The sequence below is a fragment of the Anaeromicrobium sp. genome, from assembly GCF_025210435.1.
Taxonomy (GTDB): Bacteria; Bacillota; Clostridia; order Peptostreptococcales; family Thermotaleaceae; genus Anaeromicrobium.
Window position 1 is genome coordinate 1 of the sequence record NZ_JAOART010000048.1, and the last position, 24912, is coordinate 24912.

The following is a 24912-nucleotide window of genomic DNA, read 5'->3' on the forward strand; positions in this document are numbered from 1 at the left end:
TCACAAGCGAAAGTGTGAATCTTCGTATATAGGTTCATGTGTCATGTTGGAGTAGCATAGGATGTTGTGACGTTCCAGGGTTCCAAAGATTTTCAATATATTTTCCCTTATAGGCAAGTTACTGTATAAAGAAAGCTTAGTCTTACGAAATCTATCATATAGATTTCGTAAGACTAAACTTGCTTTATGTGAGCCCACTTCAGGTAAATATATTGAAAATTTTTTCCATTGAAGTCCCTGTCACATGCTAGAGTGTGGATCTTCGTAGATAGGTTCATGACTCATGTTCAAATAGCATAGGATGTTGTGACGTTCCACAATTCCAAAAACTTTCAATATATATACCCTTGTAGGCAAGTTACTGTATAAAGAAAGCTTAGTGTTCATAAATCTATATAACAATGGGGTGAAGAGATGAAAGTGATTTATGTGGAAAAGAAAGAGGGATTTCAAGTAGGAGCTAAAGGTATATATAGGGATTTAAAAGAAAATTTAAATATGGAAAAAGTAGAGAATGTGCGAGTTTTAAATAGATATGTTATAGAAAATATAAGTGAAGAAACCTATGAAAAAGCAAAATATACCATATTTGCAGAAGGACCTGTAGATTGTTTATATGAGGAAAGTTTTCCTATGGATGAAGAAGATTTTCTATTTGGAATAGAATATTTACCAGGTCAATATGATCAAAGGAAAGATTTTTCCATTCAATGTGTGAAACTTATAGAGGAAGAAAATATAAATGTACACACGGGAAGAATAATAATAGTTAAGGGTAAATTAAAGGAAGATGAAAAGAATAAAATAAAGAATCATTTAATCAATGAAGTGGATTCTAGGGAAATGGATTTAAACACATACATAATGGAAGAAAATACTTTAAATGAAGATGAGGACATTATAGTAAAAGATTTTATACATATGGATGAAGAAAAATTAAAATACTATTATGATGAAATTGGTTTTGCCATGAAGTTTGAAGATTTACTATTTTGTCAAAGGTATTTTAAAGATGAAGAAAAAAGAAATCCTACCATAGTAGAATTAAAGGTTATAGATACTTATTGGTCAGATCATTGTAGACATACTACTTTTTTAACAGAAATAGAAGAAATTCAAATAGATGAAGGTCATTATAAAGAAGAAATAGAGGGTACTTTAAAGGAGTATCTTCAATCTCGAGATAGAATAAATAATAAAAAGCCAATAAGTCTTATGGATTTGGCTCAAATAAATATGAAAGAATTAAGACATGATGGAATGCTAAATGACTTAGAGGAAAGTTCTGAAATAAATGCAGCAAGTATAGAAGTAGATGTGAAAGTGGATGATAGGGTAGAAAAGTGGTTAGTAATGTTTAAAAATGAGACTCACAATCATCCAACGGAAATAGAACCCTTTGGTGGTGCATCCACTTGTTTAGGTGGAGCCATAAGGGACCCCCTATCAGGAAGAAGCTATGTTTATGGAGCCATGAGAATTACTGGTAGTGGTGACCCTACAGTGGATATAAAGGATACTTTAGAAGGAAAGTTGCCTCAAATAAAAATAACTAGTGAAGCTGCCAATGGATATAGTTCATATGGAAATCAAATAGGTGTACCTACTGGATTTGTAGATGAAGTATATGATGAGGGATTCTTAGCTAAAAGAATGGAAGTAGGGGCAGTAATTGCAGCTAATAAAAAGGAAAATGTAGTAAGACTAGAACCTAAAGAGGGAGATGTGGTCCTTTTAGTAGGGGGAAGAACTGGTCGTGATGGTTGTGGTGGAGCCACAGGTTCATCAAAGGCCCATGATGTAGAGTCCATAGAGTTATGTGGAGCAGAAGTACAAAAGGGAAATGCTCCAATGGAGAGAAAGATACAAAGACTTTTTAGAAACGAAAGAGCTAGTAGATTAATTAAAAAGTGTAATGACTTTGGAGCTGGTGGAGTAAGTGTTGCCATAGGAGAGTTAAGTGATAGTTTAGATATATATTTAGATAGGATACCTAAGAAGTATGAGGGATTAAATTCCCTAGAACTTGCCATATCAGAGTCTCAAGAGAGAATGGCCCTAGTACTAGATAAGGAAAATGTGGATGAATTTATTTCCTATAGTATGAAAGAAAATGTGGAAGCTACAGTGGTAGCCCACATAACTAATACGGGTAGAATAAGAATGATGAATAGGGATAGGGTAGTTCTAGATATGGCCCGTTCATTTTTAGATACTAATGGAGTAAGGGGAAATACCCATATAGTAGTTGAAGCACCAGAGATTTTTCAAAAGGTACAAAACCCAGTAACTATAGATTCCATAGTAAATAAACTTAAGAATTTAAATGTATGTTCTAAGAGGGGATTAATAGAAAAGTTTGATTCTACTGTAGGTGGAAATAGTATATTAATGCCTCTAGGAGGGAAATATCAATTAACACCTCAAGAAGGTATGGCATTTAAAATACCCGTATATGATGGTGAATGTGGTACTGGATCTATTATGACCTATGGATATAATCCTAATATATGTAGACAAAGTCCATATCATGGAGGAATATATTCTGTAATAGAGGCCTTAACTAGAATTGTGGCACTAGGTGGAAATTATAAAAAAGTAAGACTTAGTATGCAAGAGTATTTCATGAAACTAGGTAGTGACCCTAAGAATTGGGGAAAACCATTTAGTTCTTTACTTGGAGCTTATAAGGCTCAGAAGGAATTTGGGATAGGGTCCATTGGTGGAAAGGATAGTATGTCAGGATCCTTTAATGAAATCCATGTGTCACCTACTTTAATAACCTTTGCTGTAAATACTATGGATATAGAAAATGTTGTGTCGGCAGAAATGAAAAAAGTAGGCTCTACCCTTGTGGAGCTAAGAACCCATGTTAATGAGTATAATATTCCAGATTTTGATCAGCTAAAAGAAAACTTTGAAAAAATATCTGAATTAAATGAAGAAAAGAAAATACTATCTATGGCCAGTGTTAAAAATGGTGGAAGTGTAGTAAGTGCCCTTAAGATGTGCTTTGGAAATAAAATAGGTATAGAGTTTCATGATAATGTATTAAAAGATGGATTCCAAGTAAACTATGGAAACATGTTAATAGAAATAGATGAGGATTATAAGGTTGAAGAGTTGTTTAAGGGATATAATTACAAAATAATAGGAAAAACTACAGAAGATAAAATGGTACATGTGAATGGTGAATTTGTAAGTTTAGATTCCCTTATTGAAAAGTGGGAAAGACCACTAAAAAAAGTATTTCCTGTAGATGAAGAAACAAAGGGTGAAATGAAGCCTATAGAATATGTATGTGATAAAAAGAGAAAATCTAGAATAAAAGTGGCAAAGCCTAGGGTTTTAGTACCTGTATTCCCAGGAACAAATTGCGAATATGAGAGTATGGATGCATTTAAAAGAGCTGGAGCACAAGTAGAATCCCTTGTATTTAATAATTTAACGGGAGACCATATAAAGGAATCTATAGATAAATTAGCTAAAAAAATAGAAGAATCACAAATAATAATGATCCCAGGAGGATTTAGTGCAGGAGATGAGCCTGATGGTTCAGGTAAGTTTATAAGTACTGTATTTAGAAATCCTAAAATAAGTGATAGTTTAATGAATATGCTAAAAAATAAAGATGGCCTTATGTTAGGCATATGTAATGGTTTTCAAGCTTTAATAAAATTAGGTTTACTTCCCTATGGAGAAATTAGAACCATAGGAGAAGAGGATGTGACATTAACCTACAATAATATAGGAAGGCACATGTCTAAAATAGTAAAAACTAAAGTAGTATCTAATAAATCCCCATGGTATAGTTCCTTTAAGGTGGGAGATACGCACAATATAGCCATATCCCATGGAGAAGGTAGATTCATAGGTAGTGAGAAATTAATAGAGAAATTAATCCAAAAGGGTCAAGTTTCAACTCAATATGTGGATTTAGATCATAATCCTACTTATGATATTGAATATAATCCCAATGGATCCATGTATGCCATAGAAGGAATAACTAGTGAAGATGGTCGCATCCTTGGTAAAATGGCCCATAGTGAAAGAATGAGAAATAATACGGCCATAAATGTGGGGGAGAAACAATACGAAGATATATTTAAAAATGGAGTAGAATATTTTCTTTAAATTATAGCCATCCCATAAATTAAGATATAAATAAGCTAAAATAGTCCCATATAATATGGGACTATTTTAGCTTTTACAAAAAATCTATTCATATGGTATAATTTGGTTTATGAAAGGAGGCCCTATAGAAATGTACGAAAATTTATTTATAGGAATAATTCTGTTAGGAAATATAATAGGTTTATTGAGCGCTAATATAATAAATGATAAGAGGCAAAGTGAGGACACCTTATTTGAGGCACCTTTCATTTATAAACTACCCTTATCAGGAATATATGTAATACTATATGGAGTAGTAGTTCTTTATATACTAGGAGATATTAGTATATGGATACTTAAATTTTTAACTATTCCTATTTTATTAGGGGTTTGGGCATCAATACCTACCTTTTGTGATATATATAAATCCTTCTTTTATAAAATAATAGTTATCAATCATAGGGATAAAGGATTAATAGAGGATATAGTATATAAAGTCTTTGAAAAATATAATTACCAATTAGAAGAAAAAATAGAATATGATGAAAAAGACATTATAGTAAAAGGGACAAAGTCAAAAATAGCCATAGAGGGAGAATCTGAATGTACTTGAATAGAAATAAGTAAACACGAGGAAATTCATAAGCTAGATGAGATTATTAAGGAAATAAAGGAAATATTAGAGAAAGATTACAATATAGATAAGAAATTTAAATATAAAACTAAAGGAAAAATTATTTTAGATACCCTAATAAATATAGTCCTTAGTATTGGGTGGATAATATATGTAAGGGTCAGATAAGGGAGATGAACTTTTTTAAAAAATATAGTATAATTTATGGAGTTCGAGGAAAAAAATTACAAAAATAGAAGAATGATTATGGAATCACAATGATGAGTTTATGAAATGAGGAGATTTTCATGTTCAAATGGAAAAGAAGTAAGAAGGGGTCATCTATTAAAAATATAGAGAACATGGTGGCCCATGAAGTTATATATAGTCATAAAAATAATGATGAAATGGGACTTTTAAAAAATAATCAAAGGTCCATAGTAAATAGAATAAATGGAAAAATCGAAGATACAGCCTTTGCTACTGAAAATTTAATAGAACTTACCCATAATATTTCTAATGATGTGGGAGAACAAATGGAGTCAATAGAAAAGGTTGTAAGTGAAATTAGTAATTATACAGCTCTGGCAGAAGAGGTTTTTTCAAGTACAGAAAATTCAAAAGTCATAGCAGAAGAAACTATGGGTATAGCTCAAAAAGGTAACAGGGCAGTAGATGATTCTATTAAAGCTATGGGTCAAATTGAGGTATCAGTGGAAAATGCAAAAAAAGTTGTAAATGATTTAAGTTTAAAATCAGACCAAATAAATGACATGCTTACAATCATAAAGGATATAGCAAATCATACAAATTTATTATCATTAAATGCATCTATTGAAGCAGCAAGGGCTGGAGAAGCTGGAAGAGGATTTGCAGTAGTTGCTCAAGAGGTTAAGAAATTAGCCCAAAGAAGTTCCCAATCGGCAGAGGAGATTTCAAATACTATTGATGAAATAAATGAGAGTATTCATGAGACTATCCATGCCATGGATAAGAGCATGGATAGGGTATTAGAGGGTAACGAAATTGCAAATAACACAAAGGAAGTATTTAATAATATTATAAGTGCTGTGAAAACTACTACAAGTGTGGCAGAAGAAATTAATATGGCCGTATCAAAGCAAACTGAAAGTCTTGAGAATGTCATATGCTCCACAGAAGAAATGAATAAAAAATCAGAAACGGTTATGGCCATGGTAGAAAGTGCATCACTAAATAGCCAATATACAAAGACTTCATTAGAGATTTTATCAAATGTTTCAAAGGACCTTCTGAGTATATCTAATAAGCTTTTAGAAAAAATTGAAGAAACAGAGAAAAAAGAATCAGTTCTTAAGACCTATTTAAGTGCACATCCACTAGAATATGATCCCCAATTAGCCTATGATGTACAAGGTACTCAAATTTTATGTAATGTACACTGTGGATTATTATTGATTAGCTCTACGGGGGAAATTACTTCAGGGGTTGCTAAGAGCTGGTATGTGGAGGAAGATAATTTAACATGGGTATTTAACTTGAGAAAGGGTACTAAATTTCACAATGGTAAAGAAATAACTTCTGAGGATATAAAGTATTCCTATGAAAGACTACTAAGTCCATCCTTAAAATCTCCAAATACATGGTTTTTAGAGCAAGTTGAAGGTGCAGTGGAATATTCTGAGGGAAGGGCAAAGGATGTTATAGGAATAAAGATAATTGATAAATATAGAATTTCTATTAAATTGAAGGGACCCTATAGTGGATTCTTACTTAATTTAGGTCAATATGTTTGTGCTATATTATGTAAAGAGGACATGGAGAAGAAAAAGATTACTGGGTGTGGACCCTATATGATAGAAAGAATAGAAGAGGATAGGGCCATATTAAGGGCATTTAAAGATTATCTTGGGGGTACTCCATATGTGGATAAAATTATTGTAAACTATGATGGCTCAAAGGCAGTGAATAGTTTTATCAATGAAGAGTGTGATTTTATTACCATAGATAATAAAGAACAAACGGAACAATTATCTAATGCCAATATTTCAAATATAAAATATAAGAGCATTATGGGAACCTATTATGGAGGATTTAATTTGAAATCAAATTCTGTTTTTGTGAAAGATAGTGAAATTAAAGAAGCTTTAAATCTTGCCATTAATAAAAAGAAAATCATTGAAGAAATATTAGGTGGACTTGGAGAAGAGGCTAAGGGACCTCTGCCACCAAATATGATTAATAATGGATATTTAGGAGGGTTTGGACATAATCCTAGACGGGCAAAGGAAATTTTAAATAAAAAGGGTCCTCAGGTAAGAAATACTAAACTTAAAATATTAGTTAGAGATGAAAGTAAGGATACTATATTTAATAAAATAGCAGAATTCATTATAAATGACCTAAAAGAAGTTGGTATTGAATGTATTATAGAAAAAGCAAGTCCAGATATGTATCATGAGCCTGAAATCATAAGTAGGTGCCACTTATTTTTAAGTAGATGGATTTCAGACACGGGAGATATGGATAATTTCATCCAGCCAATGTTTAATCCTTCTAATATTAATGAGCTTACTGGATATAATAACCCACAGGTTACAGAAATGATGAACAAGGCTAGGGAAATTATAAACCCTAAAAAGAGAATAGAAATGTATAAAAAGATACAAAACATAATAGTAAGTGATACTCCATGGATATTTTTATATCACCCACAAGTCGGATATATTTCAAGGGATGGTGTAATTGGTGTGAGGATTAATCCTCTTGGAGTTGTAAAATATGAAGACATAATAATAGAAAAAAATCATAGACCTGTTGGTGAAATGGCATAGAGGCATGAATTAAGATGTTAATAAATCTGAAAACGAATATTCGGAATGGGATACTTGTTGAAAGTTCGTGTCAAAACCAACTATAACAAAGGAAAACTACTGAAATATTCGAAAAAACTATTGACTATTAGGGTTACCTTTGTTATCATAAAGGTGTATTAGGAATTGAAAAAATTAAATAAAGTCTCATATAAGCTTAGTAATAAGGTCTAGGCGTTTCTACTAAATCACCGTAAATGATTTGACTATGAGTGGAATAGACTTAGAATTATATTTTTTATTCTGAGGATAATTCATGTTTTACCATGAATGACATATGGGTAGTCCCTATGGAGAATATTTCACTGATAGTGAAGATTTTCTATAGGGACTTTAATTTTATCTTATTTCATATCTTAGGTTAGTGGGAGGTTTATGATGGAACTTACAAAAGAAACATCAAAAAAAGGAATGTTAGATAGTATATTTAAACTATCTGAAAACAACACAAATGTAAAAACTGAAATTATTGCAGGAATTACAAGTTTTATGACTATGGCATATATACTTATAGTTAATCCAGCCATATTAAGTGCAACAGGAATGGATAGGGGAGCATTATTTACGGCTACAGCTTTATCAGCAGCATTTGCCACTATAGTAATGGCATTTCTAGCTAATTTACCCTTTGCATTGGCACCAGGCATGGGTCTTAACGCTTTCTTTGCCCTTAGTGTAGTTATAGGAATGGGATATAGTTGGCAGTTTGCTTTAACAGCAGTATTAATAGAGGGTATTATATTTATTATTTTAACTTTAACTAATGTACGTGAGGCCATAGTAAATGGTATGCCTATGGCAGTTAAAAATGCAGTAAGTGTAGGGATTGGACTTTTCGTAGCATTTATAGGATTTCAAAATGCAGGTATTATAGTAGATAATCCAGCCACATTAGTTAGTCTTGGAAGTTTAAAGGATCCAGGAGTATTATTAGCAGTAGGTGGAATTTTAATCACTGGATATTTATTGATAAAAAATGTACGAGGAGCCCTATTAATGGGGATGGTTTTAATAACTGTAGGAGGAGCATTCATAGGAAAGACTATTATGCCAGAGACCCTAGTAAGTGTACCACCAACAATTGAGCCGATTTTCTTTAAGTTTGTATCTATGGATCAAGTATTATCCTTTGAAATGTTTGCAGTAGTATTCACATTCTTATTTGTGGATTTATTTGATACTATAGGAACATTAGTAGGTGTATCTACTAAGGCCAATATGATTGATGAAAATGGAAAGTTACCTAAGGCAAAGGAAGCATTATTTGCAGATGCAATAGGAACTACAGTAGGAGCTATCCTTGGAACTAGTACAGTTACTACTTTTGTGGAAAGTGCATCAGGGGTAGCAGAAGGAGGAAGAACAGGACTTACTGCTTTAACTACAGGAATACTTTTCTTAATATCATTAGTATTTTCTCCAATTTTATTAGCAGTGCCAGCCCAAGCTACAGCAACAATACTAATATTAGTAGGACTTTTCATGATGAGTCCCGTTACTAAAATAAATTTTGATGACTTTACAGAAGCTATACCAGCTTTCTTAACAATTATTCTTATGCCACTTTCTTATAGTATCTCAGAAGGAATTGCCTTTGGAATCATCTCCTTTGTAGTACTAAAGTTAGTAGCTAAGAAACATAAGGAAATACATCCTATGATGTATGTGGTTGCTCTAATGTTCATAGCTAAATATATGTTCTAAAGGAAGAATAATCTCAGGACAGTTAGCCCGTGTAATTTAATGAATAATTTTATGCTCAAATTAAGAAGATACTTTTAAGAGATAAATTTATTTAAATTGGCTAACTGTCTTTTTGTTTTCTAAAATTAAAATGGAGGAGAGGCTAAAATGAAGGTTGCAATTGTAATGGGAAGTAAGACTGATTATGAAGTGGTAAAAAAATGCGAAGATTTACTAAAGGATTTTAATGTGGAGGTTACTACTAGGGTAATATCAGCCCACAGGACTCCAAATGTGGCATCAGAGTTTACTAAAAGTGCAAGGGCAAATGGTTATGATTTAATAATAGGTGCAGCAGGAAAGGCAGCCCATTTACCAGGAGTAATAGCATCATATACAACACTACCTGTAATAGGATTACCTATAAAATCATCCACACTAGATGGAATGGATTCACTTTTATCCATAGTACAAATGCCAAAGGGAATTCCCGTTGCTACAGTAGCAATTAACGGAGCTGAAAATGCAGCCCTTTTAGCCTTAGAAATTATGAGTTTAAAATATGAAGAGTTATCTAAAGATTTGGAAAATTACAGAGGAGAAATGAGACGAAGGGTAATAGAAGATGATGAAAGCTTAGGGGGATTTTAATATGGAAAAATTAGATATGTTATATGAAGGAAAGGCAAAACAAGTATTTAAAACAGATGATGAGGATAAATATATTATTTATTATAAGGATGATGCAACAGCCTTTAATGGGGGAAAAAAGGGTGAAATTTCACAAAAGGGCATAATTAACAACAAGGTATCAGCAGTTATATTTAATATTTTGAAGAAACAGGGTATACCAACTCATTTTGAAAAATTATTATCAGATAGGGAATCCTTAGTAAAATCAGTGGAAATAGTTCCCTTAGAAGTTATAGTTAGAAATGTGGCAGCAGGTTCCATGTCAAAGAGATTAGGAATAGAAGAGGGAACTATACTAGAAAAACCTGTTTTAGAATTTTGTTACAAGTGTGATGAATTAAATGATCCTATTATAAATGAAGATCATATACAAGCATTAAAATTAGCATCAGAAGAAGAGGTTCATATTATTAAGGCCTATACTAAAAAGATAAATGAAATATTAATAGTTTTTTTCAAAGAGAGAAGTTTAAATTTAATAGATTTTAAATTAGAATTTGGAATTCATAAGGGAGAAATAGTTTTAGCTGATGAAATATCTCCTGATACGTGCAGACTTTGGGATGTTAATACTAATGAGAAAATGGATAAGGATAGATTTAGAAGAGATTTAGGAAATATAGAAGAGGCGTACAAAGAAGTATTAAGTAGAATGGAATAGGTAATAGGATTTTTAATCCATGGGGGTGAAGGTTATGATTTTAGATAAATTAAAGGAAGAGTGTGGAGTTATAGGTATATATAGTGATGATGAAAAGATTACATCTCAAAATATATATTATGGACTAAATGCTATTCAGCATAGGGGTCAGGAGAGTGCTGGCATATTAATGAATAAAAATTGTTCCATAAAATATTATAAGGAAATGGGATTAGTACAGGATATATTTAAAGAAAAGATACTTAAAGATCTATGTGGTAAGATAGGTATAGGTCATGTTAGATACTCTACTACTGGGGAGAGCTTAATTAATAATGCCCAACCCCTTAGTATTGATTATAAGGATAAAACACTAGGGTTAGCTCACAATGGTAATTTGATCAATACGAAGGAAATTAGGGATGAATTAGAAAAAGAAGGTTGTTTATTTAAAACTACCATAGATAGTGAGCTAATAGGAATTTTAATAAATAAGTATACAAAGGATAATATAGTAGAAGGTATAAGAAGAACAATGGAGAAGATTAAAGGAGCTTATGCTCTAGTTATAACTTGTGAGGATAAATTAATAGGTGTAAGGGATCCCCATGGCCTTAGACCTTTAGTTCTTGGTAAAAATGAAAATGGATATATATTAGGATCAGAAAGTTGTGCTTTAAATGTTTTAGGAGCAGATATAGTTAGAAATATTAATCCAGGAGAAATTGTAATCATAAAAGGGAATGAAATTGAAAGCTATAATTTTACAGATGAAAAATCGGCCCTATGTTCCTTTGAATTTGTTTATTTTGCAAGGCCAGATTCAGAAATAGATAATCAAAGTGTATATATGAGTAGATTAAATGCAGGTAAAATACTTGCAAGGGAATGTAGTGTAGAGGCTGATTTAGTAGTAGATGTGCCTGATTCAGGAAGAATAGCAGCCATGGGATACTCTCAGGAGTCTAATATCCCCTTTGCTGAGGGATTAATAAAAAATAGGTATGTGGGAAGAACATTTATAGAGCCTACCCAAGAGAGAAGAGATATGAAGGTTCAGCTTAAGTTAAATCCTCTAAAAAAGATCATAGAGGGAAAGCGAATAATATTAGTAGATGACTCTATTGTTAGGGGAACTACTATGAAAAATATAGTGGCCCTATTAAAGAAATCAGGAGCACGGGAAGTTCACATAAGAATAAGTTCTCCGAGTGTGAAACATTCTTGTTTTTTTGGCATAGATACGCCAGATGAAAGTAGACTTATTGGAGCAAATAATTCTGTGGATAATATAAGAAAAATAATAGGAGCAGATTCTCTGGCCTATTTAAGTATAGATGGTTTAAAGGAAGCATGTGGTGATTCAAATCTAAATTTATGTACGGCATGTTTTAATGGGAATTACCCAATGGAAATAGGAAACTAGGAGGTATTTTATGAAAAATACTTATAAGGATGCAGGTGTGGATGTACTTGAAGGCCAAAGGGCCGTTAATATGATGAAAAAGCATATAGATAAAACCTTGTCTAAAAATGTACTAAGGGGAATTGGTGGATTTAGTGGATTGTTTGAATTAGATTTAGAAGGTATAAAAAAACCCGTATTAGTATCTGGTACGGATGGAGTTGGAACTAAATTAAAAATAGCTTTTATGATGGATAAGCATGACACAATTGGTATAGATTGTGTGGCAATGTGTGTAAATGATATTCTTTGCCAAGGGGCAAAGCCCTTATATTTCTTAGATTATATAGGAACGGGAAACTTAAAGGCACCTAAGGTAGAAAAGATTGTAGAGGGAATATGCACAGGCTGTGTAGAAGCAGGAGCATCTTTAATAGGTGGAGAAACGGCAGAAATGCCAGATTTCTATCAGAATGAAGAGTATGATTTGGCAGGTTTTACAGTAGGGGTTGTGGATAAGGATAAGATCATAACGGGAGAGCATATAAAGGATGGAGATATCCTAATAGGAATTCCATCTAGTGGTATCCATAGTAATGGATACTCACTAGTTAGAAAAGTATTTTTTAAAGATAATAATTATGATTTAAATGATTATATGGATGAATTAGGAACTACCCTGGGAGATGAGTTATTAAAGCCCACAAGAATATATGCTAAGGAGTGTGCCAAATTATTTCCTAAGTATGATATTAAGGGGGTATGCCACGTAACGGGTGGAGGATTTTATGAAAATATTCCTAGGATAATTCCTAAGGGTTTAGGGGTAAGAATAAATAAAGACTTCTGGAGTAGGCCTTCCATATTTAACTTAATTATGAGAGTGGGAAATATAAGTGAAAAAGAAATGTATTCCACCTTTAATATGGGCATAGGTATGATTTTAGTAGTAAATAAGGAAGATAGTGAAAAAATAGTTAATGAATTAGAATCTTATGTAATTGGACAAGTGGTTAAAGGAATAGATGGGGTGCACATATGCTAAATATGGCCCTATTCATATCTGGTTCTGGTTCTAATTTACAAGCTATTATAGATAATATTCATGAGACTAATGTACCTGCTGAGATAAGGTTCATATTATCAGATAATAAAAATGCTAAGGGCATTGAAAGAGGAAAAAAACATAAGATAGATACCCATGTAATAGAAAAAACCATGAGCATGGACTATAATAGGGATAAAATAATTAAACTATTAGATGAATATAAGATAGATTTAATAGTTTTGGCAGGATTTTTAAGTATTTTAGATGAAAAAATAATAAAATTATATGGGAAGAAAATAATAAATATTCATCCATCTCTCATTCCTAAATATTGTGGCCGTGGTTTTTATGGAGAGAAGGTTCATAAAGCTGTCATAGAAAATAAAGAAAAGACCACAGGTGCCACAGTGCACTTTGTGGATGAGGGTATAGATACGGGGCCTATCATAAGACAAAAGGTATGTAATGTATATGAAGATGACACGGTGGAAACTGTTAAAAATAGGGTACTTAAGATAGAACACGAAATATTAGTGGACGTAATAAAGGAATTTTGCGAGGGGGAATAATTTTGAGAGCTTTAATTAGTGTATCTGATAAAAAGGGAATAGTAGAATTTGCAAAAAGACTTGAAAAATTAGGAATAGAGATCATATCAACAGGAGGGACTTATAAATTATTAAAAGATGAGGGAATAGATCTATTAAAGGTATCTCATGTGACTGATCATGGTGAAATACTTGAAGGAAGAGTAAAGACCCTGCATCCTAAAATTCATGGAGGAATTTTAGCTAAGAGAAATGAAAGTCATTTAAATGAGTTAAAGGAACACAACATAGTTCCAATAGACATGGTAGTTGTAAATCTATACCCCTTTAAAGAAACCATATTAAGAACAAATGACCTAGATGAGGCCATAGAAAATATAGATATAGGTGGTCCTACTATGATAAGGGCAGGAGCTAAAAATTTTAAAGATGTGATGGTTGTATGTGATCCAAAGGATTATGAAAAGGTTGCTCAATCTATAGAGGCTAATGAAGTGAATTTTGATTTAAGATATGACTTAGCCCTAAAGGCATTTAGTCATACAGCCCATTATGATGCTTTAATTAGTGGGTATTTAAGAAAGAGAGCTAATAAGGATTTATTAGATACCTATACTCAAACCTTTGAAAGGGTAGACCAATTAAGATATGGAGAAAATCCCCATCAAAGGGCCTTTGTATATGGAGATGTACTTGATGAAAATATGAGTATATTAAAGGGAGAACAATTACACGGTAAGAAATTATCATTCAATAACATAAATGATGCTAATGGAGCCATCCAATTAATGAGTGAGTTTAGTGAACCTACAGCAGTAAATGTAAAACACGCTAATCCCTGTGGAGTTGCCACTGGATATGATATAAAGGATGCTTATATGAAGGCCTATGAAGCTGACCCTGTATCCGTATTTGGAGGAATAGTATGTCTAAATAGAAGTGTAGGAGAAGATTTAGCCACCGAGTTAAATAAAATATTCATAGAAATAGTAATAGCACCAGACTACGAAGAAGAAGCCTTAAAAATATTAAAAAGTAAAAAGAATATTAGAATTATAAAGATGGAAATGAAAGAAAAGATAAAAAATTGGACTACTAAAAGAATTAGTGGTGGAATATTAGTTCAAGATTCTAACGAAGAGTTATGGGATAAGGATAATTTAAAAGTAGTAACAGAGAGAATTCCAAATAAAAATGAAATGGAAGATCTAGAATTTGCCCTAAAGGTAGTAAAGCATATTACTTCTAATGGAATTGTAGTTGTAAAGGATAAGCAAACTATAGGAATTGGAAATGGCCAAGTAAGTAGGATTTGGGCCATGGAAAATGCCCTATCTAGAAGTAATGTGGATTTGAGGGGAAGTGTAATTGCGTCGGATGCATTTTTTCCCTTTGATGACTGTGTAAAATTGGCAGGAGAAAAGGGTATATGTGCCATTGTTCAACCGGGGGGATCTATGAGGGATGATGATTCTGTTAAAATGGCTGATAAATATGGTATGAGTATGGTACTTACGGGAATAAGACATTTTAAGCATTAAAAATATTAGGCTAAGGGTTATAGATTTCGTATGCATAAACTTGCTTTATGTGAGCCTATTTCAGGAAAATGTATTGAAAATTTTTTCCACCCAAGTCCTTGTCACAAGCGAAAGTGTGAATCTTCGTAGATAGGTTCATGACTCATGTTGGAGTAGCATAGGATGTTGTGACGTTCCAGGGTTCCAAAAATTTTCAATACATTTTCCCTTATAGGCAAGTTACTGTATAAAGAAAGCTTAGTGTTGATAAATCTATATTCATATGCCTAATCTTTCTTTGATTTATTCTTATAAGGATGGGTATGTTAAAAGTAACAAGTCATAGTAAAAAGGTGGAATTAAAATGTATGATGTATGTATAATTGGAGCCGGAGTAGTAGGATGTTCCATAGCTAGGGAGTTATCTAAGTATGATAAAAGGGTGTTGTTATTAGAAAAAAGTGATGATGTAAGTAATGGAGCATCTAAGGCAAATAGTGGTATCGTCCATGGAGGATATACGGCTAAACATGGAACTTTAAAGGGAGAACTTTCCTATAAGGGAAATGGCATGTATAAGAAATTAAATGAAGAGTTAAATTTTGGATATAGACAAACGGGTTCCCTAGTTCTAGGTTTTTCAGAGGAAGATAGAGTTATACTAGAAGGTCTCATTGAAAATGGAATTAAAAACGGTGTTGGAGGCCTAAAAATCATTGAGAAAGAAGAAGTGAGGAAGATAGAGCCTAATATAAGCACTAAGGTAACATGTGCTCTTTTATGTGAGCATACGGGAATCACATCACCCTATGAGATGGTTATTGCCCTTGCAGAAAATGCCGTCCAAAATGGAGTGGAACTTAGGTTACAAAATGAAGTGAAAAATATATTAATAGAAGATGATCATTTTAAGATAATAACTAATAAGGGGTGTGTTGAAGCCAAATATGTAATCAACGGAGCTGGAGTATATAGTGACAAAATAGCTAATATGGTTGGATTACATGATTTTAGTATTATCCCTAGAAAGGGGCAATATGTTTTATTTGAAAAGGGATATGGAGAACTTGTAAATAGGGTAATATTCCAAGTGCCAACTAAAAAGGGAAAGGGAGTATTAGTAACGAGTACTTATCATGGCAATCTAATGATAGGTCCTAATGCAGAAGAAATTAGTGATAAAGAGGACGTAAGTACAAATAAGGAGGTCCTAGATTATATAGTTCATAGGGCTAAAAAGTCCATAGAGGAATTTGACATGAAAAAGGTTATAACTTCCTTTTCAGGTATCAGGGCCACAAGTAGTACTAAGGATTTCATAATAGAAGAAAGTAGAGTGGCAGGTTTCATAAATGTGGCTGGAATTGATTCACCAGGCCTTACTTCATCCCCAGCCATTGCCCTTAAAGTAATTGAAATTTTAAAGGATGGAGGATTAGATTTAAATCTAAGACATGATTTTAATCCATATAGGGAAAGTATCATTAAGAATAAGAAATTAAGTAAAGAGGAAGTAAATAAATTAATAAATATAGAATCTTGTCCAGAAAAAATCATATGTAGATGTGAACAAGTTACAGAGGGTGAAATAGTAGATGGGTTAAATAGGGGAATAAAAGTTACTTCCATAGATGGAATAAAGAGAAGAACAAGGGCTGGTATGGGAAAATGCCAAGGAGCATTTTGTGGAAAGAGAGTAAGAAAAATAATAGCTAGAGAAAATAATATGCCAGAGGAATTTGTAACTGAAAGGGGACCTGGTTCGTCAATTTTAGGGAAAAGAGTTAAAAGGAATTTCTATAAAGAATAAAGGAAGGTGAGGATATGTTCATATTCTCACCTTCCTTTATTCTTTATAGAAAATATTGATAATCATTATCAATTATGATAGAATTAATTGACGATGACGTCGATTGCTAAGAAAGGGGAGGAGAATTTTGAAAATAAAAAAGAAAGTCATAATACTCCTGATAATAGGCATTATTGGTATTGGGGCATATTCAAAAAAAGATGGTCTATTTGTAGGAAAAGCTGAAAGCCCTAAGGGGTCTTTGCCCATTGTCATGAATATTCAAGGGCAAAGAGTTAAGGAAATGGAAGTGGAGGAAATAATTCACCTTACAGGAACCATAGAAGAAAAAGAAAAGGCCTTTGTAAGCAGTAAAATAGCTGGAAAGGTTAATTTGATAAAAGGAAAGGATGGAGATTCGGTTAAAAGGCGTCAGCTACTTTTGACCTTAGAAAGTGAAGATTATGAAAATAATATGAAATTAGCTAAAGCCACATTAGAAAAAGCAACAGCTAATTTTCATTCAACAAAGATAAATTATGAGAGAGTAAAAAGATTATATGATCAGGGGGTAGTATCTAAAAGTGAATATGATAATGTAAATACACTATACTTATTGGCAAAGGCCGATTTAACCAGTGCTGAAACTGGAGTTGAGATTGCTAAAGATACTCTAGGTAATACATCAGTTTTTTCCCCTATGAATGGAGTTATTACAAGGAAAGATGTTTCAATAGGTCAAGTTTTATCACCAGGAATGGAGTTAATGGAAATAAGAGATATTTCTTCTGTATACATGATTGTAAATATTAAACAGTCCAATTTATCAAAAGTAAAATTAAATCAAGAAGTAAAAATAGAGATAGACTCTTATGAGGATAAAAAATTTAAAGGATCTATAAAGGAAATAGGAACCATAGCAAAAGAGTCCAATCGTACTTTTAGAACTAAAATACTTATTAAAAATGAAGACTTTCTTTTAAAGCCAGGTATGTTTGCTAGTTGCCATATTAAGACGGGAAATGAAGATAGAATGGTATACATACCAGTTAAATCATTACTTGGGAGAGAAGGAGAATATTATACATATGTTATAGATGGGAATAAAGCTAAACGAGTATCCGTAGAAATAGGAAAAATTATAAATGATAATGTAGTTATAAAATCAGGATTACAAAAGGGCCAAGTGGTTGCAGGTACAAATTTAAATCAACTAAAAGATGGAGAATTGGTAAAGTTACTTTTAAATAAATAGGGAAAGGAGCATAGATTATGTATATATCCAATGTGAGCATAAAAAGACCAGTTTTTGCAATTGTCTTAATCCTAGGATTAGTAACCCTTGGAGTGCTTAGCTATTTTGACTTGAGTGTAAATGAGTATCCAGAAATGGAGTTTCCTTATGTATCCATAACCATTGTACAGCCAGGTGCATCTGCTGAGCAGATTGAAAATAATATTTCTCAAAAAGTGGAAGAAGCAGTGGCGCAAGTGGCTGGGGTTAAACATATTTATACAATTGTCCGAGAAGGGGTTTCTGTTATTTGGGCAGAATTTACACTGGAAACTTCTGCCCCTGTTGCAGCTCAAGATATTAGGGATAAAATAAGCTCCGTAAGGGCCCAGTTACCTGCTGATATAGAAGAACCAATTATTGAAAGATTTGATCCAAGTGCTGCACCTATCATGACCATAGCTGTAACAGGAAATGAAACAATGAAAAATCTTACCCATATAGTAGACCATAAAATAAAGGAAAAATTAACATCAATAGATGGTGTGGGAGCAGTAAATATATATGGTAGGGCAGAAAGAGAAATTCAGATAAAGGTAAATAAGGAAAAAATGGCTGAATATGGACTTACTACAGAAGAAATTGTAAATAGCTTAAAGGGTGAAAATATGGATGTGCCAGTGGGAAAGCTCACAATGGACCATAACCAGATATTTTTACGTACAGAGGGAAATGTGAAAAATATATGGGACTTTTACAATTTAGTAGTAGGGAAAAAGGATGGAGTACTAATTTATGTAAAGGATGTTGCCATAGTAGTGGATGGAATAAAGGAAGAAGATAGTTTATCAACCTATAATGGCAATAAATCAATTGGTATAGATATAATAAAACAGGCAAAGACAAATACTGTGGAAATAGCAGATAAGATAAAGAAAACAATAGGGAAAATACAAAAGGATTTACCTGAAAATGTAAAGATAGAAGTTATAATGGATAATTCAATAAATATTAGAAATTCCGTAGAAGATGTTGTTCAAACTATTTTTATAGGAAGTATTTTGGCCACATTTGTCATATTCATATTCTTAAAAGATTGGAGGAGTACACTAATTAGTGCCATAACCCTTCCAACTTCAATAATAACAACTTTTTTTATAATGAAAATATTAAAATTTTCATTAAATACCATGTCCCTTATGGCCCTTTCCCTTTCAGTAGGAATGTTAATAGATGATACTATAGTTGTCATAGAAAATATATCAAGACATATGAGCATGGGGAAAAAACCCATGGAAGCGGCAAAAGAATCCATGGAAGAAATAGGCTTTGCCGTTATTGCCACAACCCTTTCAATTGTAGTAGCTTTCTTGCCCGTTGGACTCATGGATGGAATTATAGGAAGGTTTTTCCAACAATTTGGCATAACCGTAGCCTTTAGTGTTTTAGTGTCTACGTTAGTTGCATTTACACTTACCCCTATGCTTTCTTCAAGACTTTTGAAAATAGAGAACCTAAGAAAGAATAGAAATATGGTATATAGATTATTAGATGGCTTTAACAATAACTTCGATAAGCTCATAAAGGTTTATTTAAGCGTTTTAAGAATATCATTAAAGCACAGAATAGTTACCATGATCATAGCTGTATTAATGTTTGTGGGAAGTCTTATGATCATACCCCTTCTAGGGTCAAGTTTTATAACTACTGCTGATATAGGAGAAGTTATGATAGCGGTTGAATTAGATTCGGGCCTTAATATGGACGGAGCTAAGAAAAAGACCATGGAAATAGAGGAAATATTAAATGATTGCCCATATATTATGAAAACATATGCAACTATAAAATCGGATAAAATAGATATATTTGTGAAACTAAATGATAAAAACCGTAGAGAGCTTACTATAGAACAAGTAATTGCACAACTTAGAAATAAATTTAAAGACATACCTGGTATTCAAAGTGCTTTTAATATAAAAGCATTTGATACGGATAAGAAGATTCAGATCTATGTTTTAGGAGAAGATCCTAAAGTAATTGAAAGTTTAGGAGAAAAGACAGTAAAGCTTATAAACTCAATTGAAGGTGCCGTAGATGTATCTAGTAGCTATAAGCCTGGAAGTCCACAGGTAAACATAAAAATTGATCACAAAAAAGCTAATGATCTTGGTATATGTACAGCTCAGATTGCAGATACCATGCATACCCTATTTAGTGGAAAAGTAGTTAGCAAATATTCAACAGGTGAAGAGAGATATGATGTAAAGTTAATGCTTCATGATGAAGAGAGAAAAAATATGAGAGATTTAGAAAATATATATCTATATAGTAGGAGAAATAAAGAATTAGTTTCATTAGATCAAGTTACTAATATTGTATTTGATACCACATCAAATGAACTTAGAAGATTTGATAGAAAGAAAGAAGTTTTTGTATCAGCAAATGTAGATGGAATTTCAATAGGAGAATTTAATAAAATATTTTTTGACAGATTAGAAAAGGAAATAGAAATTCCACAAGGTTATTCAATTAAAGCAAAGGGTGACGCTGAAATGATGGAGGAGACCTTTAGAAATATGATTAAAGCATTAATTACAGCCATCTTGTTTATATTTTTCATATTGGCAGCTCAATTTGAAAGTTTCATAGATCCTTTTGCCATAATGCTATCATTGCCTTTGGCAATAATAGGAACAATACTTGGTCTATTTGTTTTAGACAGTGATTTAAGCATGATGTCTATGGTGGGTATAATAATGCTTATGGGATTGGTTACTAAGAATGCCATATTGCTCATTGACTATATTAAGCAAGAAAGGGAAGCTAACATGGAGAGAACTGAGGCCATAATGAGGGCTGGAAATACAAGATTTAGACCTATAATGATGACTTCCTTATCAACCATATGTGGTATGATTCCCCTAGGCTTAGGATTAGGGCCAGGAGCAGAAGCTAGAGCACCAATGGCCCATGCCATAATGGGAGGAATGATTACATCCACCATACTTACTCTCATTATTGTTCCAGTAGTTTATACAATATTAGATGATATTAAGAACTTTATTATGAGAAAAGTTAAGAAAAGTACAAATATTAAATATATAAAAGGAGTGAATTAATATGGAAAAACATGAGGTAAAATTAATAGGGGTTCCTGAAACAATGCTTATACCATTATGGGCAAAGGCACAGGAGACAAAGAGAGATGATAGTATAATAAAGGATTTTAAAGCTTTAGAGATGATAGAAAAGATTGACTATGACTTTTCCATCTTTGGTAGCTATGATGAATTTTACAAAACCCAAGTGGCAATCGCAGGAAGAACTAAAATATTAGATGATTTGACTAGGGAATATATTAAAAAGAATCCTAAAGGAACTATAATTAATATGGGGGCAGGTTTAGATACACGACCTACGAGAATCGATATTAAGGATGCTAATTGGTATGATATAGATTTGGCAGAGGGAATTAGTATTAGAAAAAAATTTATAAATGAAACAGATCAACATAAATTTATAGAAAAATCACTATTTGATTACCAGTGGATAGATTTAATAGATAAGAGGGAAAATGTTCTTTTTATTGCAGAGGGAATATTTATGTATTTTAGTATGGAACAATTAAAAGAATTATTCAAAAAATTAGCAGATAATTTCACAAACTCCCATATAATTTTTGAAGCAATGGACCCTTTGGCTGTGGGAAATGCAAAGAGGCATGAGTCTGTAAAAAAGCTAAAGACAAAATCTGAGTTCCTTTCTGGATTTAAGTCAGGAAAAGAGGTTGAAATATTTGATCATAGACTTAAGTTCACAGGAGAATGGTATCATATGGATATTGGAGGAAAACGATGGAAGGGGTTGAGGTTTTTTTCCATAATTCCAAGATTCAAAAGGATGGCAAAAATAATAGAAATTAAAATAAACTAAACTATACACTTGGAGGAAGAAAGATGGCTAAGTTTCAAAGAAAAACTAGGGAAGAAAGAGTCGAAGAAATAAAAAAAGGTGCATTGGAATTATTTCTAAAAAAAGGGTATAGAAATACTACAATGGAAGATGTAATAGAGAATACAAGTCTTTCAAAGGGTGGGGTATATAATTATTTTGGTAGTACAAAGGAAATACTAGTAGCCATAATGAAGGATGGCAATAATATTAGCAAAGAAAGGGTAATTAAAAGAGGTATAGATTCAGTAAGGAATAAAGATGAATTATGTAAATTATTAGCAGAAGCAGCCGTAGAAAAAATAACAGCCCAGTTACCAGAAATGAACCTATATCTCATGTTTGCATATGAAATAATTTATGAACCTGAGCTTGAACATATACACATGGAATTAGAAAGGGATTTTTATAGGGAAATAGGTATGGCAATGGGAAAGGAACATCCATTTTTTGATTTGAAAAAGTATAAGGATGAAAAAGCGTTTATTAGTAGAATAATTAGTGGGTTAATTTTTGCAAATACTCTTTTTAAGGATAAAACTGTTTTTGAAAATAACAAAGAATATCTTCATAAAATTCTTGAAGATGTATTTAAAGAGTTAATTGTAGAAAAATAAAAAATTAATAAAAAGGTAAAATGATATAAATTAAACAAAGTTGGAATAAATATATTAAGCAAGTAAAGTGATAAATGGATAATAAAGGAACTTTATTATGGAATGGGTCAGAAATTAAAGGTATTATGTATGTATTAGTGAATACATAAATGGAAATAGGACTATAGACCTATTTTAAAATACTGTAAATTTGTTATAATTTTAACTATAGTTTGACAAAGTTTTGTCAAAAGTCTATTTTTATTCAATATAACAATATAACCACCTCTTCCCGTAAAAACACTCTATTGAGTGTTTTTTTACTTTCCAGTAAATTATAGAAATTTAAAAGTAGATTGATATAATATAGTTATAAACTTATTCGTAAAGGGGTAGAGCTATGAAAAAAACTAATGCTGCTAGAATATTAGATAGGCATAAGGTGGAATATGATATTAAAACATATGAGGTAGATGAAAATGATTTAAGTGCCATTCATGTAGCCAATGATACAGGGAAGAATATAGAGAAGATATTTAAGACTTTAGTTTTAAAAAATAATAAGAATGGCATATTGGTAGCATGTATTCCAGGAGATAAAAATGTAAATTTTAAATCCCTTGCAAAGGTTAGTGGAAATAAGAAAGTAGAAATGATTCCACTTAAGGATGTACAAAAGATAACTGGGTACATACGAGGTGGAGTATCTCCCATTGGAATGAAAAAGGCATATGCTACTTTTATACACGAAAGTGCTTTAGAATTTAGGAAAATATATGTAAGTGCAGGAATAAGGGGGCAGCAATTATATTTAGATCCTAAAGATTTGATTAAAGTAGTAAATGGCACTGTAGCTAATATTATTGAATAAATGTAAAGGACGTATAGTTAAGGCATATTGAAATCTATGCTAAATTTAACTGAATTACATATTTTACGTAATTAAGTATAACCTATCAAATAGTGTTATTCTTTTTCATGATGAGCACTTCCAATATAAAATATTTGTGTGGCTACATATCAAATATTTTATATTGGAAGTGCTCTTTTTTCTACCTTTTTTATGGATAATAAACACGCTTGATAAACCATATGAAATGATGACTGACATGTTTCGTCAAAAAAACACAAAACTTAATAGTGCTATAGACCTAAAAAAATCACTATTAGTAAATGTGCTTGAAAAATATAAATTTCACATGATATTATTGTAATAATTGACAAAATATACAAAATAATACAAAATAGTAACATTTTAACACAAATATTTTTCTGTTTTGACATTGGAGGAAGAAAGAGAAATAGAAAAAATGAAGGAGTGATATTTAAAGGGGAATATTAATATTTAGTTGAAAGGGAGTTGCAAAAAATATTCTATGATTATTAATTTAATCATGGAGAAATAAAAATAGTTGAGGAGGTATTTTAATGAAATTTAAAAGAATAATGTCCGTTCTGTTATGCTTTTTAATGTTATCAAATGTGTTACTTGTAAATGGGTTTGCAGAGGCAACTGACAAACTAAAAGGTAGAAATGAAGTAACTGTAAGTAATTCAGTTTACCAGGAAGAAAAAGAGAGCACAACTATTACAGGAGCAGTATATGAAGAAATAGCGTCGATAATAACGGTGGAAAAAGTAGAAAATCTTGTGAAAGAAATTAATGATGATAATATAACAATAAACTGGGGAAAAGTTAGTGGGGTCACTAGTTATGAAATTGAAGTAGACGGGAAAGTTATAAACAATGGAGATAAAACTACCTATATACATGAAAAAGCAAAAGTTGGAGTAAAACATTCATACAGAGTAAGGGCAATAAAAGAAGATACTACTGGGCCATGGAGTGATGAAGTTACTGTCATAATAGAATTAAATACAGGAGATGGAACAGAAGAAAATCCATATCTAATAAGGACGAAGGAGCAATTAAATAATATAAAGAATGAATTAAGTGCCTACTACAAAATAGTAGCAGATATAGATATACAAGGAGAAGAATGGGATGTAATAGGAGGAAACGGAGCTCCATTTACAGGGAGTGTAGACGGACAAGGACATAAGATAAAGAATTTAGTCATAAATAAAAGTGGAAGTGACTATATAGGACTATTTGGACGTGTATCAGGAGGAAAGTTAAAGAATATAGTAATAGAGAATATAGATGTAAAGGGTAATAATTATGTAGGAGGATTAGTAGGGAAACAAGATGGAAAAAGTGAAATAA

The 24912-nt window shown here is 32.0% G+C and carries 17 protein-coding genes and 1 riboswitch; all 17 genes read left to right on the forward strand.

Features of this window, described 5'->3' with window-relative positions:
* The first annotated feature begins 414 nt into the window (after positions 1 to 414).
* Positions 415 to 4134: a phosphoribosylformylglycinamidine synthase gene (locus N4A57_RS05905; RefSeq protein WP_293656804.1), complete on the forward strand. Its 3720-nt coding sequence runs from the start codon at positions 415 to 417 to the stop codon at positions 4132 to 4134.
* A 130-nt stretch (positions 4135 to 4264) separates the two neighbouring features.
* Positions 4265 to 4726: a hypothetical protein gene (locus N4A57_RS05910; protein WP_293656806.1), complete on the forward strand. Its 462-nt coding sequence runs from the start codon at positions 4265 to 4267 to the stop codon at positions 4724 to 4726.
* A gap of 308 nt (positions 4727 to 5034) precedes the next feature.
* A complete protein-coding gene (locus tag N4A57_RS05915) occupies positions 5035 to 7539 on the forward strand; it encodes an ABC transporter substrate-binding protein (RefSeq protein WP_293656807.1) in 2505 nt (834 codons plus the stop codon).
* A 166-nt stretch (positions 7540 to 7705) separates the two neighbouring features.
* Positions 7706 to 7807, forward strand: a riboswitch (purine riboswitch).
* A gap of 149 nt (positions 7808 to 7956) precedes the next feature.
* Positions 7957 to 9282, forward strand: a complete 1326-nt coding sequence (locus N4A57_RS05920; protein ID WP_293656808.1) for an NCS2 family permease — start codon at positions 7957 to 7959, stop codon at positions 9280 to 9282.
* A 147-nt stretch (positions 9283 to 9429) separates the two neighbouring features.
* Positions 9430 to 9912, forward strand: coding sequence for a 5-(carboxyamino)imidazole ribonucleotide mutase (purE, locus tag N4A57_RS05925; RefSeq protein ID WP_293656810.1), 483 nt, complete (start codon positions 9430 to 9432; stop codon positions 9910 to 9912).
* 1 nt (position 9913) lies between these two features.
* Entirely contained in the window at positions 9914 to 10615 is a 702-nt protein-coding gene (gene purC, locus N4A57_RS05930) for a phosphoribosylaminoimidazolesuccinocarboxamide synthase (protein WP_293656812.1), read from the forward strand.
* Positions 10616 to 10649: 34 nt separating this feature from the next.
* On the forward strand, positions 10650 to 12020 hold the full coding sequence (purF, locus tag N4A57_RS05935; protein WP_293656813.1) for an amidophosphoribosyltransferase: 1371 nt from the start codon (positions 10650 to 10652) through the stop codon (positions 12018 to 12020).
* A gap of 10 nt (positions 12021 to 12030) precedes the next feature.
* Positions 12031 to 13044 (forward strand): phosphoribosylformylglycinamidine cyclo-ligase, encoded by a 1014-nt coding sequence (gene purM / locus N4A57_RS05940; protein ID WP_293656815.1) that lies wholly within the window; start codon positions 12031 to 12033, stop codon positions 13042 to 13044.
* Entirely contained in the window at positions 13038 to 13616 is a 579-nt protein-coding gene (gene purN / locus N4A57_RS05945) for a phosphoribosylglycinamide formyltransferase (RefSeq protein ID WP_293656816.1), read from the forward strand. Before purM ends, purN begins: the two co-directional genes overlap by 7 nt.
* On the forward strand, positions 13613 to 15136 hold the full coding sequence (purH, locus tag N4A57_RS05950) for a bifunctional phosphoribosylaminoimidazolecarboxamide formyltransferase/IMP cyclohydrolase (RefSeq protein WP_293656825.1): 1524 nt from the start codon (positions 13613 to 13615) through the stop codon (positions 15134 to 15136). The genes purN and purH overlap by 4 nt, the downstream gene beginning before the upstream one ends.
* A gap of 343 nt (positions 15137 to 15479) precedes the next feature.
* Positions 15480 to 16925, forward strand: a complete 1446-nt coding sequence (locus N4A57_RS05955) for an NAD(P)/FAD-dependent oxidoreductase (RefSeq protein ID WP_293656817.1) — start codon at positions 15480 to 15482, stop codon at positions 16923 to 16925.
* 127 nt (positions 16926 to 17052) lie between these two features.
* Positions 17053 to 18159, forward strand: coding sequence for an efflux RND transporter periplasmic adaptor subunit (locus N4A57_RS05960; RefSeq protein ID WP_293656819.1), 1107 nt, complete (start codon positions 17053 to 17055; stop codon positions 18157 to 18159).
* Positions 18160 to 18191: 32 nt separating this feature from the next.
* Positions 18192 to 21257 (forward strand): efflux RND transporter permease subunit, encoded by a 3066-nt coding sequence (locus N4A57_RS05965; RefSeq protein WP_293656820.1) that lies wholly within the window; start codon positions 18192 to 18194, stop codon positions 21255 to 21257.
* A gap of 1 nt (position 21258) precedes the next feature.
* Positions 21259 to 22071 carry a class I SAM-dependent methyltransferase gene (locus N4A57_RS05970; RefSeq protein WP_293656822.1) on the forward strand — a complete coding sequence of 271 codons (813 nt, stop codon included), beginning with the start codon at positions 21259 to 21261 and terminating at the stop codon, positions 22069 to 22071.
* Between the two features lie 23 nt (positions 22072 to 22094).
* The gene (locus N4A57_RS05975) at positions 22095 to 22706 is read left to right on the forward strand and encodes a TetR/AcrR family transcriptional regulator (protein WP_293656823.1); all 612 of its coding nucleotides are present in this window, start codon (positions 22095 to 22097) and stop codon (positions 22704 to 22706) included.
* A gap of 379 nt (positions 22707 to 23085) precedes the next feature.
* Entirely contained in the window at positions 23086 to 23556 is a 471-nt protein-coding gene (gene ybaK / locus N4A57_RS05980; RefSeq protein ID WP_293656824.1) for a Cys-tRNA(Pro) deacylase, read from the forward strand.
* Positions 23557 to 24113: 557 nt separating this feature from the next.
* On the forward strand, positions 24114 to 24912 hold a 799-nt coding region (locus N4A57_RS05985), incomplete at its 3' end, for a hypothetical protein (RefSeq protein ID WP_330671464.1).